Source organism: Sphingomonas sp. Leaf33, from assembly GCF_001421785.1.
Taxonomy (GTDB): domain Bacteria; phylum Pseudomonadota; class Alphaproteobacteria; order Sphingomonadales; family Sphingomonadaceae; genus Sphingomonas.
On sequence record NZ_LMLB01000001.1, the window covers coordinates 72,374 to 90,808 of the forward strand.

General features: G+C 67.7%; 18 protein-coding genes. 15 read left to right on the plus strand and 3 right to left on the minus strand.

Going from position 1 to position 18,435, the window contains the following annotated elements; translation table 11 throughout:
* Positions 1-142 precede the first annotated feature (142 nt).
* The 13 genes from ftsH (at position 143) to ASE86_RS00445 (ending at position 11,223) form a co-directional block, all read left to right on the plus strand.
* Positions 143-2,110, plus strand: coding sequence for an ATP-dependent zinc metalloprotease FtsH (gene ftsH / locus ASE86_RS00390; protein ID WP_056421565.1), 1,968 nt, complete (start codon positions 143-145; stop codon positions 2,108-2,110).
* Between the two features lie 295 nt (positions 2,111-2,405).
* Positions 2,406-3,680: a multidrug effflux MFS transporter gene (locus tag ASE86_RS00395; RefSeq protein ID WP_056421566.1), complete on the plus strand. Its 1,275-nt coding sequence runs from the start codon at positions 2,406-2,408 to the stop codon at positions 3,678-3,680.
* Positions 3,681-3,729: 49 nt separating this feature from the next.
* Positions 3,730-4,074: a hypothetical protein gene (locus ASE86_RS00400; protein WP_056421567.1), complete on the plus strand. Its 345-nt coding sequence runs from the start codon at positions 3,730-3,732 to the stop codon at positions 4,072-4,074.
* A 64-nt stretch (positions 4,075-4,138) separates the two neighbouring features.
* On the plus strand, positions 4,139-4,693 hold the full coding sequence (locus ASE86_RS00405) for a YdeI/OmpD-associated family protein (protein WP_268795317.1): 555 nt from the start codon (positions 4,139-4,141) through the stop codon (positions 4,691-4,693).
* Positions 4,694-4,709: 16 nt separating this feature from the next.
* Positions 4,710-5,003 (plus strand): hypothetical protein, encoded by a 294-nt coding sequence (locus ASE86_RS00410; protein ID WP_156346988.1) that lies wholly within the window; start codon positions 4,710-4,712, stop codon positions 5,001-5,003.
* A 123-nt stretch (positions 5,004-5,126) separates the two neighbouring features.
* The gene (locus tag ASE86_RS00415) at positions 5,127-6,029 is read left to right on the plus strand and encodes a heme o synthase (protein ID WP_056421570.1); all 903 of its coding nucleotides are present in this window, start codon (positions 5,127-5,129) and stop codon (positions 6,027-6,029) included.
* Positions 6,026-6,163: a hypothetical protein gene (locus ASE86_RS16270; RefSeq protein ID WP_200911468.1), complete on the plus strand. Its 138-nt coding sequence runs from the start codon at positions 6,026-6,028 to the stop codon at positions 6,161-6,163. Before ASE86_RS00415 ends, ASE86_RS16270 begins: the two co-directional genes overlap by 4 nt.
* Positions 6,163-6,696: a cytochrome c oxidase assembly protein gene (locus ASE86_RS00420; RefSeq protein WP_056421571.1), complete on the plus strand. Its 534-nt coding sequence runs from the start codon at positions 6,163-6,165 to the stop codon at positions 6,694-6,696. The genes ASE86_RS16270 and ASE86_RS00420 overlap by 1 nt, the downstream gene beginning before the upstream one ends.
* Positions 6,697-6,775: 79 nt before the next feature.
* Positions 6,776-7,645, plus strand: a complete 870-nt coding sequence (locus ASE86_RS00425) for a cytochrome c oxidase subunit 3 (protein WP_056421572.1) — start codon at positions 6,776-6,778, stop codon at positions 7,643-7,645.
* A gap of 6 nt (positions 7,646-7,651) precedes the next feature.
* Positions 7,652-8,023 carry a DUF983 domain-containing protein gene (locus tag ASE86_RS00430; protein WP_056421573.1) on the plus strand — a complete coding sequence of 124 codons (372 nt, stop codon included), beginning with the start codon at positions 7,652-7,654 and terminating at the stop codon, positions 8,021-8,023.
* Positions 8,020-8,631, plus strand: a complete 612-nt coding sequence (locus ASE86_RS00435) for an SURF1 family protein (protein WP_056421574.1) — start codon at positions 8,020-8,022, stop codon at positions 8,629-8,631. The genes ASE86_RS00430 and ASE86_RS00435 overlap by 4 nt, the downstream gene beginning before the upstream one ends.
* Positions 8,632-8,837: 206 nt before the next feature.
* Positions 8,838-10,238, plus strand: coding sequence for a threonine synthase (gene thrC / locus ASE86_RS00440; RefSeq protein WP_056421575.1), 1,401 nt, complete (start codon positions 8,838-8,840; stop codon positions 10,236-10,238).
* A 112-nt stretch (positions 10,239-10,350) separates the two neighbouring features.
* The gene (locus ASE86_RS00445) at positions 10,351-11,223 is read left to right on the plus strand and encodes a class I SAM-dependent methyltransferase (protein ID WP_056421576.1); all 873 of its coding nucleotides are present in this window, start codon (positions 10,351-10,353) and stop codon (positions 11,221-11,223) included.
* A 109-nt stretch (positions 11,224-11,332) separates the two neighbouring features.
* Here the strand turns inward: ASE86_RS00445 and ASE86_RS00450 are convergent, their stop codons facing one another.
* The 3 genes from ASE86_RS00450 to ASE86_RS00460 all read right to left on the minus strand — a co-directional run bounded on the left by ASE86_RS00450 (position 11,333) and on the right by ASE86_RS00460 (position 16,184).
* Positions 11,333-13,159 (minus strand): AMP-dependent synthetase/ligase, encoded by a 1,827-nt coding sequence (locus tag ASE86_RS00450; RefSeq protein WP_056421577.1) that lies wholly within the window; start codon positions 13,157-13,159, stop codon positions 11,333-11,335.
* A 52-nt stretch (positions 13,160-13,211) separates the two neighbouring features.
* On the minus strand, positions 13,212-15,002 hold the full coding sequence (gene ggt, locus ASE86_RS00455) for a gamma-glutamyltransferase (RefSeq protein ID WP_414881248.1): 1,791 nt from the start codon (positions 15,000-15,002) through the stop codon (positions 13,212-13,214).
* Between the two features lie 165 nt (positions 15,003-15,167).
* A complete protein-coding gene (locus ASE86_RS00460) occupies positions 15,168-16,184 on the minus strand; it encodes a quinone-dependent dihydroorotate dehydrogenase (protein WP_056421579.1) in 1,017 nt (338 codons plus the stop codon).
* 147 nt (positions 16,185-16,331) lie between these two features.
* On the opposite strand from ASE86_RS00460, the gene ASE86_RS00465 reads away from it, so the two are divergent.
* Together ASE86_RS00465 and ASE86_RS00470 are read left to right on the plus strand one after the other, a co-directional pair.
* Positions 16,332-17,477 (plus strand): acyl-CoA dehydrogenase family protein, encoded by a 1,146-nt coding sequence (locus ASE86_RS00465; protein WP_056421580.1) that lies wholly within the window; start codon positions 16,332-16,334, stop codon positions 17,475-17,477.
* Positions 17,478-17,622: 145 nt separating this feature from the next.
* On the plus strand, positions 17,623-18,411 hold the full coding sequence (locus ASE86_RS00470) for an SDR family oxidoreductase (protein ID WP_056421581.1): 789 nt from the start codon (positions 17,623-17,625) through the stop codon (positions 18,409-18,411).
* The last annotated feature ends 24 nt before the right edge of the window (positions 18,412-18,435 follow it).

An 18,435-nucleotide genomic window follows, 5' to 3' on the forward strand; every position in this document is an offset into this window, starting at 1 on the left:
GCTCCTCGCTTCTTGCCCCGAACCAAAATCGGCTCCGTCACGACCCCGTCCTGACCGACTTTAAACCCTCATCGACGCTGTTCCATTGCCATTAACTTGGCGACGCCTATCTTATCGAGCGAAGAAAGGTGCCCACAGCGCAATGAACGACAACGACAAGCAGCCCTCCCCCGGTGGCGGCGGCAATCCCTGGATGAAGAGCCTGATGATCTGGGTCGGCATCCTGCTGGCCTTGGCGCTGTTCGTGCAATTGTTCGACAGTCGCGGATCGGTCGGCGCGTCGAGCGAGATCGCCTATTCGACGTTCCTCGACCGGGTGGACGAAGGCACCGTGAAGGAAGTCGCGATCAGCCGTGACGTGATTGTCGGCAAGACGACCGCGGGCGACGCTTTCCGCACACGACCGCTGCCGGTGCCCGACACGACGCTGATCCCGACGCTGCGCCAGAAGGGCGTGACGGTGTCGGCGCGCGCCGAGGAAGGCTCGTCGATCTGGGCGGCGCTGCTGGTCCAGTCGCTGCCGTTCCTGCTGTTCATCGGCATCGCCTTCTTCGTCGTGCGCCAGATGCAGAAGAATTCCGGCGCCGGCGGCGCGATGGGCTTCGGCAAGTCACGCGCGAAAATGCTGACGCAGAAGGAAGGGCGCGTGACCTTCGACGACGTCGCCGGCATCGACGAGGCGCGCGAGGAGCTGCAGGAAGTCGTCGAGTTCCTGAAGGACCCGTCGAAGTTCGCACGGCTGGGCGGCAAGATTCCGAAGGGCGCGCTGCTGGTCGGATCGCCCGGCACCGGCAAGACGCTGCTCGCCCGCGCGATCGCGGGTGAGGCGGGGGTGCCGTTCTTCACGATTTCAGGTTCGGACTTCGTCGAGATGTTCGTCGGCGTGGGCGCATCCCGCGTCCGCGACATGTTCGAACAGGCCAAGAAATCGGCGCCGTGCATCGTGTTTATCGACGAAATCGACGCGGTCGGCCGTCACCGCGGCGCCGGTCTCGGCAACGGCAACGACGAGCGCGAGCAGACGCTGAACCAGCTGCTCGTCGAAATGGATGGCTTCGAGGCGAACGAGGGCATCATCATCGTCGCGGCGACCAACCGCCCCGACGTGCTCGATCCTGCGCTGCTGCGTCCGGGCCGCTTCGACCGCCAGGTCGTCGTGCCGCGCCCGGATATCGAGGGGCGCATCAAGATCCTCGAAGTGCACATGAAGAAGGTGCCGCTGGCCCCCGACGTCGATTCGCGCGTGATCGCGCGCGGCACGCCGGGCTTCTCGGGCGCCGACCTCGCCAACCTGGTCAACGAGGCGGCACTGACCGCGGCGCGCAAGGGCAAGCGCCTGGTCGCGATGCTCGAATTCGAGGAAGCCAAGGACAAGGTCATGATGGGCGCCGAGCGTCGCAGCATGGTCATGACCGAGGACGAGAAGCGGATGACCGCGTACCACGAGGCGGGCCACGCGATCGTCAGCATCCACGAGCCGGCGAGCGACCCGATCCACAAGGCGACGATCATCCCGCGCGGCCGTGCGCTGGGCATGGTCATGCGTCTGCCGGAGCGCGATTCGTACAGCTATCACCGCGACAAAATGTACGCGAACCTGGCGGTCAGCATGGGCGGCCGCGTCGCCGAGGAGATCATCTTCGGCTACGACAAGGTGTCGTCGGGCGCGAGCGGCGACATCCAGTATGCCACCGGCCTCGCCCGCGACATGGTCACCAAATGGGGCATGTCGGACAAGGTCGGACCGGTCGAATACGCCCAGCCCGAAGGCGAATCGTTCCTCGGCTATTCGTCGAGCCAGCCGGTGCGGATGTCGAACGCGACCGCACAGCTGATCGACGACGAGATCAAGGGCATCGTCGAGGGCGGCCTGACCCGCGCGAAGGAATTGCTGAGCAAGCACGTCGATCAGCTCCATCTGCTCGCCAAGGCGTTGCTCGAATATGAGACGCTGTCGGGCGAGGAGATCAAGCGACTGATTGCGGGCGAGGACATCGACCGGCCGGACCCGGGTACGAAGGCGACGACGGTCCCGGTCAGCGGAACGTCGATCCCCAAGACCAAGCGGCCAAGCGGGCCGTTCGGCAACCCCGCCCCGCAGGGCGCGTGAGAGAAGAGGGGCGGGCTTCGGTCCGCCCTTTTTTTGTGCCGCGATTAGCCGTTGTGGATCGGCCCCTCCGCTGAGGCGACGATCGGCGGTTCGGCAGACCTGGCCATTTTTGCATTTTGGATGCGTGGTGCCGAGTGCAAGCCCCGTGCGAAAACTGTCGTCGTCCATCCGCCAACAGGCGGCTTAACCGCGCACTACACCCGTCGTACAGGCAAGTCCGGACGGATCGTTGCGCGACGACGTAGGTTGGGAGGGGTCGACCGTTCCGTCCGCCCTTCGTAAAGCCTGCCGCCTCATGATGACCACCCTCTCCCCCGACCAGCCGCAGGTGAACCGTGCGCCGATCCCGTTCGCGGAGTTCGTCGCGCTGGTCGCCGCGCTGATGGCGCTGACCGCGCTCGGAATCGACTCGATGCTGCCCGCGCTGCCCGCGATCGCCGCCGATCTGGGCGTGGCGACCGACAACCAGCGGCAGTTCGTCGTCACCGCCTTCATGGTCGGGTTTGCCTTCGCGATGCTGGTCTATGGCCCGGCCACCGACCGGTTCGGGCGGCGGCCGGTGCTGATCGTCGCGCTGGTCGGGTATATCGCGATGAACCTGCTGGCGGCGGTGTCGGGCAGCTTCGTGCTGCTGCTCGCCGCGCGTGCCGCCTCGGGCGCGATGGTCGCGGGCGCGCGGACGGTGACGGTGGCGCTGGTGCGCGACTGTTACGCCGGTCGCGCGATGGCGCGCGTCATGAGTCTCGCCTTCATCTTCTTCATGGCCGCCCCCGTGCTCGCCCCGACCTTCGGACAGCTGATCCTGCTGGTCGGCAGCTGGCGCTGGATCTTCGGCGCCATTGCGCTCGCGACCCTTGTCATCCTGCTGTGGTTCCTGGCGCGGATGCCCGAGACGCTGGCGGAGGAGGATCGCAAGCCTTTCACGCTCGGCTCGCTCGGCACCGGTGCTTCGCGTATCCTGAAGGACCGCTATGCGCTGGGCTACACGCTGGCGGCGACGATGCTGCAGGGCGCGCTGTTCGGGTTCATCGGATCGATCCAGCAGATCGTGTTCGACGTGTTCAAGGTGCCGAACCTGCTCGCGATCGTCTTCGCTTCGGTCGCCGGCACGATGGCGATCGGGTCGTTCCTCAACTCGCGGATCGTGATGAAGATGGGCACGCGGCTCATCTCGCACACCGCGCTGCTGGGCTTCATCGTCTTTGCGGTCGCCCACCTCGCCATCGCGCTGTCGGGCGCCGAGACGCTGACCAACTTCATCATCGTGCAAGCGCTGATGATGATGTGCTTTGGCCTCGCCACCTCCAACTTCTCGGCGATGGCGATGGAGCATATGGGCGACATCGCCGGTACCGCCGCCAGCATCCAGGGCTTCGTCTCGACCTTGGGCGCGGCGCTGATCGGCGCGTATGTCGGCCAGCATTACGACGGCACGACCATCCCGCTCTACACCGGCTTCACCGCGATGGGTCTGAGCGCGCTGGTCATCGTCCTGTTCGCCGAACGCGGACGGCTGTTCCGTCCGGCGTACGACGGCTCGACTCATCGCGCGGCCGTGGAACAGGGCTGAGCCCGCGCCGTTCGTCCCCTACAGGCTTTTTCTGATCGGGAGACGGACGATGGGTGGTCATCAGGTTCAGGCACAGGGTGCAGGCGACGACGGGTTCGACGAGGACGGCTTCGACGAAAGCCAGCGCGCCGAAATCCTGGAGGCGACGCGCGACGGCCCCAGCGACGGCACCATCCTGACCGACCTCGCCCCCGATCTGGGCGACGATCCGCTCGACGACGACGACACCGACGACCTCGAAATGCTGTCGGACGAGGTCGGCGAGGAAGACGACGAGGCCGACGCCGACGAAGAGGACCTGGAGGAAGATGCGCTCCAGGAGGACTTTGAGGACGACGCCGAGGATATCGACGAGGAACTGGGCGACGGCGCCGATACCGCGCTGCGTCCATAAGGGTTGACCGATTAGCGGGGCCGGGCGCAACATCGCGTCCGTGCCCCGGGATCCCAGAGTCGATGTGTACATCTCGGGCCGTGCACCGTTTGCACAGCCTGTTCTGATTTGGCTGCGCGACCGGATGCACGCCGCCGTTCCTCGGGTCGCTGAGGCGATCAAATGGGGCATGCCGGCGTTCCTGCTCGATGACCGGCCGTTCGCCAACATGGCGGCGTTCAAGGCCCACGCGACCTTCGGGTTCTGGAATCGTGCGGACACGACGGGCCGCGAAGACGAGGCTATGGGTCAGTTCGGCCGGATCGAAAGCCTCGCCGACCTGCCCGATGGCACGACATTCGAAGCGATCATCCGTGAGCGCGCCGCCGCCGCTCCAACGAAGCGCGCCGCGAAACCAGCCAAACCCGAGGCCGAGGTGCCCGAAGCGCTCGCCGCCGCGCTGGCCGACGACACGGTAGCCCGAGCAACCTTTAGCGCCTTTCCACCGAGTTGCCGCCGCGAGTATTGCGACTGGGTGGCGGAGGCGAAACGGCCCGAAACGCGCGACGGACGCGTGGCGCAGACGATCGCGTGGCTGCGCGAGGGCAAACGCCGGAACTGGAAATACGAAAGCTGCTGATCTGGATGGGAGATCGATGATGCCGACCCTGGCATTTCTGTTGATGCTGGCCGCGCCGGATGGCGAGACGCTCGTCACGAAGCCGACCTCTGCCGCGCAGTGCAGCCCAACGGCGACCGAGGTTCGCGGCACGAAGATGGCTGGCCCGATGACGCTGGGCGAACAGCCGCCTGCGGCACAGGTGCTGACCGTGTTTCACCGCGATTCCGACGGCTGCCCCGCGCCGGTGGTGCTGCGAAAGGGGATTGGCGCCAATCCGGAGAAGGCGCTGCCGATGGCACGCGGCGGGGCGGTGGTGCCGGCGCGCTAGAGGAGAGCCTTGGCCCCACTCGACACGCCAGGATAGCCTCGTCGTGCGGCGTTGGTGGTCGCCCCCTCGAACGACGGCCCCTTTCCCCTGTCCCCACATCGGCTTATAGCGCGCGGCGACATCATGACCGCCGCTGACACCCCGCTGACCCTGCCCGCCGAATGGCGCGACTTCCTGGCGCTGACCAAGCCGCGGGTGATGACGCTCGTCGTCTTCACCGGCCTGTGCGGGATGCTCGCGGCACCCGTCGCGGTCGATCCGGTGCTGGGCTTCACTGCCATCCTGTGCATCGCGCTCGGCGCCGGTGCCGCGGGTGCGCTCAATCAGTGGTACGAAGCCGACATCGATGCGGTGATGAAGCGGACGCAGGGGCGCCCGCTGCCGGCCGGCCGGATGGACCGCCAGGCGGCGCTGCATTTTGGCGTCGGCCTGGCGATCTTCTCGGTCGTGCTGATGGGGCTGGCGGTGAACTACGCCGCGGCCGGTATCCTGGCGATCTCGATCCTGTTCTACGTGCTGGTGTACACCGTCTGGCTGAAGCGCCGCACGCCGCAGAACATCGTGATCGGCGGTGCGGCGGGTGCGTTTCCGCCGCTGATCGGCTGGGCCGCGGCGACCGGGCAGGTCGCACTGCTGCCGCTGCTGCTGTTCGCCACCGTGTTCCTGTGGACTCCGCCGCATTTCTGGGCGCTTGCTCTCTTCATCCGCATGGATTACGCCAACGCGGGCGTACCGATGCTGCCGGTGGTCGCGGGCGAGCGCGCGACGCGGACCCAGATCGGGCTCTACACGATTCCGATGGGGCTGGCCGCCATCGCCCCCTGGCCGTTGGGGCTGACCGGCCCCATCTATGGCATCAGCGCGGTGGTGCTGACCGCGATCTTCGGCGCGATGGCGCTGCAGGTCGCGACGCGGACGACGACGGACGGCGACACGATGCGGCCCGAAAAGCGGCTGTTCAAGTTCAGTCTCGCGTATCTCGCGCTCATTTTCGCGGCCGTGGTCGCAGACAGGTGGATGGCATGACCCCCAACGACGAACTCGAAATCCGCCGCCGGCAGAAGAGCCGCTCGATCGTGATGGCGGTGTTGCTGGCCGCGTTCGTGATCCTGATGTTCGCGATCACGATTTCCAAGATCAAGGCGGGGATGCACCCCTGATGCAGCGCACCCACCGCACCGCTCTGCTGGCGGCGATCGGCGTGTGCGGCATGACTGGCCTGGGATTCGCCAGCGTGCCGCTCTACAATCTGTTCTGCGAAGCGACCGGCCTGAACGGCACGACCAACCGCGCGGAAACCGCCCCCGGCGCCACCGGCCGCACGATCACCGTTGCGTTCGACAGCAACGTCAGCCCGAAACTCGCCTGGGCCTTCAAGCCCGAGGTCGAACAGACAAAGGTCGACATCGGCGCGCGCGACATGGAATTCTTCACCGCGACCAACCGTTCGGACAAGGCCGTAACCGGCAGCGCGACCTACAACGTGTCACCGGCGCAGGCGGGGAAGTACTTCACCAAGATCGAATGTTTCTGCTTCACCGAACAGACGCTGAAGCCCGGCGAGACGGTGCGGATGCCGGTCATCTTCTTCGTCGACCCGAAGATCAAGGACGATCCCGACGCGCGGGACATCGATACGATCACCTTGAGCTACACCTTTTATCCGGTCGAGAACGGCAAGACGAAGGGCTGACGGTCCGGCCGCGGCGTCTTGCCCTCGGCGCGTCGCCGCCCTAGAGCATCCGCCAAACACGTCGAACAGGGACGCCACCATGGCCGGTGCCAAGAACCACGATTATCATATTCTCCCCCCCAGCCCCTGGCCGCTGATGGGGTCGCTGACCGCCGGCCTGCTGGCCGTCGGTGGCCTGCTGTGGATGAAGGGCCATCATTTCGGCCCTGCCGTCTTCGGGCTGGGCTTTGCCGGCGTTCTGGCGACGATGTATTTCTGGTGGGCCGACGTCATCCGCGAAGCCCACGCCGGCGATCACACGCCCGTCGTGCAGCTTCACCTGCGCTACGGCATGATCCTGTTCATCGCCTCCGAAGTCATGTTCTTCGTCGGCTGGTTCTGGGCGTTCTTCGACTTTTCGCTGTTTCCGGCGATGGTCGGCTACACGCCCGGCGCGCATGGCGAGGCAGGCACGGTCGAACTGCTGACCGAAGGCGTCGCGACCTGGCCGCCCAAGGGCCTGGAAGTCATCAACGCGTTCGAACTGCCGCTGCTCAACACCTTCATCCTGCTGCTGTCGGGCACGACCGTGACTTGGGCACACCATGCGCTGATCCACGGCGACCGCGACGGCCTGAAGAAGGGTCTGTGGTGCACGATCCTGCTGGGCGCGCTGTTCAGCAGCATCCAGGCGTACGAGTACGTCCATGCGCCCTTCCCGTTCAAGGGCCTGAACTACGGCGCGTCGTTCTTCATGGCGACCGGCTTCCACGGCGTGCACGTGCTGATCGGCACCATCTTCCTCGCCGTCTGCTTGGTCCGCGCATACAAGGGCGACTTCACGCCGCGCCAGCATTTCGGCTTCGAAGCCGCGGCTTGGTACTGGCACTTCGTCGACGTCGTGTGGCTGTTCCTGTTCGTCTCGATCTATGTGTGGGGCAGCTGGGGCGCGCCGGTCCACGGCGGCTAAGGCATCATGACCACGCCCGGCTTGGCCGAGGCGGCTTGCAAGGGTCTGTGTCCCCGTTGTGGGGCACAGACCCTTTTCGCTGGCGTCGCCCGCTTCGCGCCCCGCTGCCGTGCCTGCGGACTCGACTTCGCGAGCTTCAACGTCGGCGACGGCCCCGCCGCCTTCCTGACCTTGGGCGTGGGCACGCTGGTGACGGTGCTCGCCATCGCGCTTGAACTCGGCGCCGAACCGCCGTTCTGGGTCCACCTGCTGCTGTGGCCCGCGCTGACGCTCGCCTGCGTGCTGGGCGGCCTGCGTATCGTGAAGGCCGGCCTGCTCGCGGCCGAATACCGCCAGTCCGCGCGCGAGGGACGGCAAGTGAAAGACGACGACGCGTGAAACGCTGGCCCCTCATCCCGACCCTGATCGTCGGCATCGCCATCGCGGCGATGATCGGGCTGGGCGTCTGGCAACTCGCGCGCAAGCAGGAGAAGGAGGCGGCGCTGGCACAGCTCGCCGCCAACGTCCGCCGCCCGCCCGTGCTGTTCCCGGCAAGCGGTGTGGGCGACACATTGCTGTTCCGCCGATCCGCGATCGACTGCCTGGCCGTCACCGACGTGTCGCGCCAGAGCGGGCGGACGGCCGACGGCAAGCCCGGCTGGCGCGTCATCGCCGCCTGTCGCACGCCCGGCGCCGGCATCGTCCCTGTCCAGCTCGGGATCGCCAGCGACTTCAGCGTGACACCCGGATGGTCGGGCGGCCCGGTGACCGGCTTCCTCAGCCACGCCCCCGATTCGCGCCCGCTGATCTCCGGCCTGTTCGACCACAGCCCGAAACGGCTGATGCTGGTGTCCGACGCCCCGCCGATCGGGCTGACCGCCAATCCGGGACCCGACTTGTCGGCGGTGCCGAACAATCACCTGGCCTATGCGGTGCAGTGGTTCCTGTTCGCGGGGATTGCGGGCGTGATCTACGTCATCGCGGTGCGGCGACGGCGCGCGCGCTAAGGGTCTGCACCACCCCCCACCGTCATCCCCGCGAAGGCGGGGATACATTCTGGCTGGCCGTCGTGAGACTCACGTCCTTCGGCGACTATTGATTCCCGCCTTCGCGGGAATGACGACCGAAACGGCAGGGGCCGGCTCCACCTTTACTCACCCTACCCCCGAGCTTTCTTGCTCCCCGCCTGCCCGCCCGCTAGTCCCGCGCGATCATGCGTTACCACAGCACCCGCGGCACCGCCCCGATCCTTGATTTTCGCGATGCGACGCTCGCCGGGCTCGCCAGCGACGGCGGGCTGTACGTGCCCGAGGCATGGCCGACGCTCGCCCGGCAGGACATCGCCGACCTCGCCGGCCTGTCCTATGCGGAAAACGCCGCGCGGATCATGACTCCCTTCATCGGCGATGCGCTGACGCCCGAAGACCTGCGCACGATGTGCGAGGGCGCATATGGCCGGTTCAGCCACGCTGCGGTGACGCCACTCGTCCAGCTGGACCAGCGCCATTTCCTGCTGGAGCTGTTCCACGGGCCGACGCTTGCGTTCAAGGACGTCGCGCTCCAGTTCCTGGGGTTGCTGTTCGAACGCTTCCTGACCGGCAGCGATACGCATCTGACCGTCGTCGGCGCGACCAGCGGCGACACCGGGTCGGCCGCGATCGACGCGCTGGCGGGGCGCGAGCATGTCGATATCTTCATGCTCCACCCCGAGGGGCGGGTCAGTGATGTCCAGCGTCGCCAGATGACGACGGTACTTGCCCCCAACGTCCACAACATCGCGATCCGCGGCGATTTCGACACCGCGCAGGCGCTGGTGAAGGCGATGTTCAACGACGCCGACTTCTCCGGGCGGTTTGCGCTCAGCGCGGTCAATTCGATCAACTGGGCGCGGCTGATGGCGCAGGTCGTCTATTATTTCTACGCCGCGGTCCGGTTGGGCGCGCCCGATCGCGCGGTCGCCTTCTCCGTGCCCACCGGCAACTTCGGCGACGTATTTGCGGGCTATGTCGCCGCAAAGATGGGCCTGCCGATCGCCCGCCTGATCGTTGCGACCAACGTCAACGACATCCTCCACCGCGCGCTGTCGGCAGGCGACTATTCCGCCGGCACCGTCACCCCGACTGCGGCACCGAGCATGGACATCCAAGTCAGCTCGAACTTCGAACGCCTGCTGTTTGATCTCGCCGGTCGGGACGGGGCTGCCCTTTCCGGGCAGATGCGTGGGTTCGAAGCCACCCGCGCGATGCGGCTGACCAATGCCCAGGCCGAAGGCGCGTCGGCGCTTTTCACCAGTGCGCGGATCGAGCCCGGCGCCATGTCGGAGACGATGCGCTGGGCCTGCGCCGAGGCCGGGCAAGTCATCGATCCGCACACCGCCATCGGCCTCGCCGCAGCCCGCCGCACCGACCTGCCCGCGGATGTGCCCGTGGTGACGCTCGCCACCGCGCATCCGGCGAAGTTCGGCGACGCGGTCGAACGTGCGACCGGGGTCCGCCCGAGCCTGCCCGGCCGTGTCGGCGACCTGTTCGACCGCGAGGAGCGCTACGTGACGCTCGACGCGACGTTCGAAGCGGTGACCGCCTACATTGCCGAGCGGGCGGTGGCGAAGAGCTAGCCTCTACATTACCGTTCGTGCTGCGCCGGTCGAAGCGCCGCTCTTTTTCTTGACCTACGCCTGCGGCGCGAAGAACGGCCCTTCGACAGGCTCAGGGCGAACGGATTTGGAAATGCAGGAACTATTCTCTCTCATCGGCGAACCCTGGGCCGATTACGGCCTTGTTGATTCAGGCCACGGCCGGAAGCTTGAACGCTACGGCCGCTTCCGCTTCGTCCGCCCCGAACCGCAGGCGATGTGGGCGCCCGCCTCGGCCGACTGGGACGCGGACGGCGAGTTCATTCCCGGCGCGGACGAAGACGGCGGCGGTCGATGGGAGCTGTCGCGCGACGTACCGCGCGACGGTTGGCCGCTTGGCTGGCGCGAGATCCGCTTCACTGCCCAGAACACCCCGTTCCGGCACCTGGGCTTCTTCCCCGACATGGCGCCGGTGTGGGACTGGATGCGCGACCGGATCGATGGCGCCGATCCGGAATGCCTCAACCTGTTCGGCTACACTGGCGTGGGGACGCTGGCACTGGCGGCGGCTGGCGCACGGATGGTGCATGTCGATGCGTCGAAGAAGTCCGTCGACGCCGCCCGCGCCAACGCCCAGCTGTCGGGCATGGCCGAAAAGCCGGTTCGCTGGCTGGTCGAAGACGCCGCCAAGTTCGTCGGGCGCGAAGTCCGCCGCGGTCGCCGCTACGACGGCATCATCCTCGATCCGCCAAAATGGGGCCGCGGGCCGAATGGCGAAGTGTGGAAGCTGGAGGAGCATCTGCCCGGCCTGATCGCCGACTGCCGCCGCCTGATCGATGCCGAGTCGCGGTTCCTGTTCCTGACGGTGTACGCGGTGCGCCTGTCGGCGCTGGCGATCGGGGAGCTGGTGCGCCAGCAGTTCGGCGACCTGCCGGGCCGGGTCGAATGCGGCGAACTGGGCGTGCGCGAGGAAGCGCGCGGGCTGACCCTGCCGACCGCGATCTTCGCGCGCTGGTCGCGGGATTGAGCCCACCCGATAGCCCCCGCAGCAGGGGCGGGGCTTCCGACCGCGACGGCAAGGCTACGGGCTGCGCGGCGACGCGGGATGGCCCCGGTTGGCGGGACCCGGAAGCCCCTTACCCCTTGTACAACCCGTCCAGCCGCTCGCCATAGGCCTCGCGCAGCACGTGCCGGCGGATCTTCAGGCTGGGGGTCAACTGCTGGTTCTCGATTCCGAACGGTTCGTCGGCCAGGATGAAGCGGCGTACGCGTTCGATCTGCGACAGGTCCTTGTTCACCCGTTCGACTGCCGCGCCGATCGCCGCCTTGAAGCCGTGATCGTTCTTCAACTTGGCGAAATTGCACCCGCTGCCCGACTTGGCGCAATATTCCTGCGTCCATTCGGGATCGGGGACGATGACCGCGGTCATGTACGGCTTGCGGTCGCCGAAGACCATCGCCTGGACGATCTCGTTCTGGAGCGTCAGCATCCCTTCGATCTTTTGCGGCGCGACATTGTCGCCCTTGTCGTTGACGATGATGTCCTTCTTGCGGTCGGTGATCTTGATCCGCCCCTTCGCATCGATCTCGCCGATGTCGCCGGTGTGGAGCCAAGCGCCTTTGTGGGGCTCCGCCGGGTCCGGTTTCAGCACTCGCGCCGTCTCGTCCTCGTTGCGCCAATAGCCGTGCATGACCAGTTCGCCGCGGACCAGGATCTCGCCGTCCGCCGCGATGCGGACTTCGGTGTTGGCGAGCGGCGGGCCGACGGTGTCGTGGCGTAGGCCGGCGGCGGGACGATTGCAGCTGATGACCGGCGCCGCTTCGGTCTGGCCATAGCCCTGTAGGAAGGTGAGGCCGAGCGATTCGAAGAACACGCCCACCTCCGGATTGAGCGGTGCGCCGCCCGACACCATCGCCTTCATCCGGCCGCCGAATTTCTTGCCGATCTTGGGGCGGAACAGGCGTTCGAGCACCAGCTTCATCGGCAGGTCGAGCGGCGAAGCGCGCTTGCCCGCAGCCTTCTTGCCGCCGATCTTGATCGCGCGATCGAGCAGGTAGTTGCTGAGTTTGCCCTGCTTCTCGATCGCCTTGGAAATGCGCGTGCGCAGCACTTCGAACAGGCGCGGCACGACCACCATGATCGTCGGGCGGACCTCCTCGATGTTGGAGGCGAGCTTGTCGAGGCCCTCGCTGTAGTAGATTTCCGCACCCAGCCCGATCGGGAAATGCTGTCCGCCGGTGTGTTCATAGGCGTGGCTGAGCGGCAGGAACGACAGGAACACCTCGTCCTCCCAGCCGAAATCCTCCGAGATGACGGTGCAGCAGCCATTGACGTTGTGCAGGATCGCGCCGTGGTGCTGCATGACACCGCGCGGAGCGCCGCCGGTGCCGCTGGTGTAGATGATGCAGGCGAGATCGCCGCGTTGCATCGTCGCCGACTTCGCCATCTCGGCGGGATCGGTCGGATGCTCGGCGATCAGCGTGTGCCAGTCGTGGAAGTCGATCGATCCGGGCTGGCCCAGACGGAATTCATCGAACGAGATGACGATCCGCGCCTGCGAGCGCAGCACCGCAGGCATCAGCACCTTTGCCAGCTTCTGCGTCGACACGATGACCGCGCAGGCGCCCGAATTCTCGAGGATATGCTGGTGATCGCGCTCGGTGTTGGTCGTGTAGGTCGGGACCGTGACGCAGCCCGCGGCCATGATCGCGAGGTCGCTGATACACCATTCCGGCCGGTTCTCGCTGACCAGCATCACCCGATCGCCGGCACGCAGGCCCGCGGCCTTCAGCGCGGTCGCGAGCGCCGCCACCTGGCGCGCGGCGTCCGCCCAACTGGTCGAATGCCATGTTCCGCCCCATTTCGCCCACAGGAACGGGGCGTCGCCCTTCTCGGCGGCGCGAGTGAAGAACATCGTCACCAGATTGGGGAAGTGTTCGAGCTGACGGGGGGCGGCGGGCATGGTCTCTCCTGGGCTCGGCTTCAGCCGATATTCTCTCGCTATAGCGGAATTTTCATTCCGGCGGCCGGGTCGAATCCTTGCCGAACCGCCGGATCTGCGTGACGTAGCCGGTCTCGTCACCGGCGACGCCTTCGCTGCGGGGGTCCGCGCCGCCGACCCAGCGCCCGCCGACCCATTCGACGGCGTTCGCCTTCAGGCCAAGGCCGCCGACGCTCACCCGCTCGCCCAGCGCCTGGAGCGCGGGCACCATTGCCGCGCGTTCGGTCCCGGCCTCCGCCACGCCGCCGGGGCCCGGCGCGTAAAGCAGGCCCATCGCGATCGCGTCCTGCGCGGACAGGTCGAAATCGACGACGCCCATGATCGCCTTGGCGATCTGCGCGATGATCGTCGGGCCGCCCGCGGCACCGACCGACAGGCGGACGTGCCCCTGCGCGTCATAGACGATCGTCGGCGCCATCGAGCTGCGCGGGCGCTTGCCGCCCTCCACCCGGTTGGCGACGAGATAGCCGTCCTTGACCGGCACGGTGTCGAAATCGGTCAGCTCGTTGTTGAGCACGATGCCGCCCACCGTCAGGCCCGAGCCGAACACGCCCTCCACGGTCGTCGTCACCGCGACGACGTTGCCAAACCGGTCGGCGACCGACAGGCTGGTCGTGCCCGGCGTCTCGGCCGGTTCGGCCCGCACCCGCGCCGGGGCGCCCGGGGGCGTGCCGGCGGTCACGCTCGCCATCGTGGTGTCGGGCGAGATCAGCGCGGAGCGGCCGGCGAGATAGGCGGGGTCGAGCATCCCCGCGACCGGCACGCGGACATAGTCGGGATCGCCGATGTACAGGTTGCGATCGGCATAGGCGAGGCGCGAGCTTTCGGCGAACAGGTGCCATGCGACGGGAGAATCCCTGCCCAGCGCCTTCAGGTCGAAGCGTTCGAGCTGCTTCAGGATCATCAGCACGGTGATGCCACCCGACGACGGCGGGCCCATGCCGCAGATCCGGTACGTGCGATACGGCACGCAGACCGGGTCGCGCGGCTTCGCGGCATAGCTCGCCATGTCGCCGGTCGTCATCTGCGACGGATTGCGCGCTGCGGTGCGGACGGTCGTCACCAGCTTCTGCGCGTCGGGACCGACGTAGAAGCTGTCGGCGCCGCGGGCGGCAAGGCGTTCGAGGAACGCGGCCTGTTCGGGATTGCGCACGGTGCTGCCGGCGGGGAGCGGCGCGCCGCCTAGCGAGAAGATCGCGCGCAGTTCGGGGACGATGTGGGTGCCGTTCTTGGCGAGCCCGTCAACGAAGCGGGACGAGAGCTGCCACCCGTCTTTCGCCAGCCGGATCGCCGGGGCGAACAACTGCGCCCAGGGAAGCTTGCCGCCGGTACGGTGCGCCAGTGCCATGCCCCGCAGCGCGCCGGGCACGCCGACCGACTTGCCGCCGGGGACGGCGTCGCGGTGGTCCATCGGCTGGCCGTCGGCGGTGTAGAACAGGCGCGGGCCCGCGGCCATCGGCGCGGTTTCGCGCGCGTCGATGGTGTCGAGCTGCCCGCCGGTGCGATGCCGCACCCAGAAGCTGCCACCGCCCAGGCCCGAACTCTGCGGCTCGACGACACCCAGCGCGAGCATGGTGGCGATGGCGGCATCGGTCGCGGTGCCGCCGGCCTTCAGGATCTCGACGCCCGCCGCGACGGCGCGCGGGTCCGCGGCGCTGACCATGCCGGTCGCGGCGGGTGTCGATGAAACGAGTGGCGCCGTCGGGGCGGAGGCTGATGGCAGGGCGGACGGCGCGGTCGGACGATCCGCGACCGGGGCGCAGGCCGCGGCCAGCGGGAGCAGGGTTAGGACGAACGCTCTCATGAGGGCAGACCCTAACGCGGTGCGAGAGGGGCGCAAGTAACTCCCGTCATTCCCGCGCTCGCGTCCGGGAGATGGGCCCCCGCCTGCGCGGGGACGACGGCGACGGCGGCTGCTTGTCGCGGGCGCCGGTCACTGGGCCCCCGCCTGCGCGGGGACGACGGCGGGTTATGCTGCGCCCACAGCCTCCGCCACGGTCGCGAACCCATCGCGCGCCAGCAGGCGGTCCAGCCCGGTCGCGATCGACCGCGCCAGCCCCGGCCCTTCGTAGACCAGCGCCGAATACACCTGCACCAGGCTCGCACCGGCGCGGATGCGGGCATAGGCCGCGTCGGCCGACGCGATGCCGCCGGCGGAGATCAGCGGCAGGCGCCCGCCCGTCGCTGTGCGGAAATCCTTTAGCCGTTGCGCGGCCAGCGGGGCGAGCGGTGCGCCGGACAGACCGCCCGCCTCCACCGCATTGCCGGACCTGAGCGCGGGCCGCGAGATCGTCGTGTTGCTGACGATCAGCGCGTCGATGCCGTGGTCGATCGCGGCCCGGGCGATCTCGTCGATCTGCACAGGCTCCAGGTCGGGGGCGACCTTCAGGAACAACGGGCTGAGCGCCGCTGCCTCGCGCGATGCGGCCAGCAGGTCGGCCAGCGCAGCCCCGTGCTGCAGGTCGCGCAGGCCCGGTGTATTGGGCGACGATATGTTGATCGTGACATAGTCGGCGCAGCGACCGGCCTGCCGCACGCCGGTCACGTAGTCGGCGATGCGGTCGAGCGCGTCCTTGTTCGCGCCGACGTTGACGCCCAGTACCCCGGCACGCTCGCTCGGCAACCGGTCGAGCGCGGCCTGCAATCCGCCGTTGTTGAACCCCATGCGGTTGATGACGCCGCGGTCCTCGACCAGCCGGAACAGGCGCGGCTTGGGGTTGCCGGCCTGCGGCACGGGCGTCAGCGTGCCGACCTCGACGCTGCCGAAGCCCAGGCCGTGGAAGCCGTGGACCGCCTCGCCGTCCTTGTCCGCGCCGGCGGCCAGCCCGACCGGATTGGGGAAATGCACTCCGGCGACGACGTTCGCCAGACGCGGACTCGTCACGACCTTGCCCATCCGCTTCCCCGCCGCCGCCAGCGCGCGAATGGTCAGGCGGTGCGCCTGTTCGGCGTCCAGGGCGAAGAGCAGGGGATGATACCAGCGCATGACGCAGGTTTAGCGGCTTGCCGGGCAGCCCGTCACCCCCATCGGCACAATCGTCACTGCTTTGCCCGGCCTCGAACATCGGGTATGGTTGCAACCTAGCTGAACGGGCGATAGTCTTGGGCCAAATCGAAAGGAGCGGATGTACCCATGGCCCTCGACACGGAGACGTTCGACGCGCTGATCGACACCGTTCGGCGCTTCGTCGCGGAGCGGCTCCGCCCGCTGGAGGCGCAGGTCGAGGCGGACGACGCCATCCCGGCCGACATCGTCGACGCCATGAAGGACATGGGCCTGTTCGGTCTGTCGATCGCCGAGGAACACGGCGGCCTGGGCCTGACGATGGCGGAGGAAGTCCGCGTCGCGATCGAGCTGGGCCGCACGACGCCCGCGTTCCGCTCCGCCTTCGGCACCAACGTCGGCATCGGCAGCCAGGGGCTGGTGATGGCCGGCACGCCTGAGCAAAAGGCGCAGTGGCTACCGCGGATCGCGAGCGGTGAGGTCGTCACCAGCTTCGCGCTGACCGAACCCGATGTCGGGTCCGATTCGGGTGCGGTGAAGGCGCGCGCCGTTCGCGATGGCGACGTGTACCGGCTGTCGGGCACGAAGCGCTACATCACCAACGCCGACCGCGCCGACCTGTTCACCGTCATGGCGCGGACCGGCGACGATCTCGGGGCGCGTGGCGTGTCGGCCTTTCTCGTGCCGCGCGACCTGCCCGGCGTGTCCGTCGGCGAGCCGGAAAAGAAGATGGGACAGAAGGGCGCCAAGGTCGCTGATGTCCATTTCGACGACGTGGCCGTGCCCGTCGCCAACCGGCTGGGCGCGGAGGGCGAAGGCTTCAAGATCGCGATGCGGGTGCTCGATCGCGGGCGGCTGCACATCGCGGCGGTCTGCGTCGGCGTCGCCGAACGGCTGATCGCCGACAGCGTCGGCTATGCGCTCGAGCGAAAGCAGTTCGGCAAGGCGATCGGCGAACACCAGCTGATCCAGGCGATGATCGCCGACGCCAAGACCGAGGCGCTGGCGGCGCGCGCGCTGGTACTCGACGCGGCGGACAAAAAGGATCGCGGCGAGGACGTCGTGCTGGAAAGCGCGGCGGCCAAGTATTTCGCGTCCGAGATGGTCGGCCGCGTCGCCGACCGCGCGGTGCAGATCTACGGCGGCGCGGGCTATATCGCCGACCACGGGATCGAGCGGCTGTACCGCGACGTGCGGCTGTTCCGCATCTACGAAGGGACGAGCCAGATCCAGCAGCTGATCATCGCGCGAGAAACGATGAAGCGCGGCGGATGACTTTCAGCCCTCTCCCCGTCCGGAGAGAGGGCAGGCGAGCGAAGTGAAGCCGGGAGAGGGGCAGTCCGGTAAGTGCTGTAGTGAAATGCCCCTCTCTCCCAACCCTCTCCTCATGAAGGAGACAGGGCCAGCATCTGGAGTTACCATGGATACCAACAGCCTGTTCCGCCTCGACGGCCGCGTCGCGCTCGTGACCGGGGGCAGTCGCGGCATCGGCAAGATGATCGCGCGCGGCTTCGTCGAATCGGGTGCAAAGGTCTACATCTCTGCGCGCAAGGCCGACGCGTGTTTCGCGACCGCCGAGGAACTGGGGCCGAACTGCATCGCGCTACCGCAGGACGTGTCGACCGTCGACGGGTGCAAGGCGCTCAGCCGTCAACTGGCCGAGCATGAAAGCGCGCTCGACATCCTCGTCAATAATGCCGGCGCCGCGTGGGGCGTACCGTTCGAGGAATTTCCCGAAAGCGGCTGGGACAAGGTCATGGACCTGAACGTGAAATCGCCGTTCTTCCTGACCCAGGCGCTGCACGACGCACTGAAGGCCGGCGCCGCCCGGTCGCGACCGGCAAAGGTCATCAACATCACCTCGATCGACGGGATGCGGCTGAACGCGTGGGAGACGTACAGTTACCAGGCGTCGAAGGCGGCGCTGATCCAGCTGACCAAGCGCATGGCGGCGCGGCTGGTCGGTGACGGCATTCACGTCACGTCGATCGCGCCGGGCGCCTTTGCCAGCGACATGAACAAGGCGGCGCGCGACCACGGCGATCATGTTGCCAAGGGCATTCCGGCGGGTCGCATCGGCGAGGCCGAGGACATGGCGGGCGCGGCGATCTATCTCGCAAGCCGCGCGGGCGATTATGTGATCGGCGAAACGATCACGGTCGACGGCGGGCTGGTCCATGCCGCGCTGGGGAGCAGCATCGGGCATTGAGGCAGGTCGGCTCCCGCGCAGGCG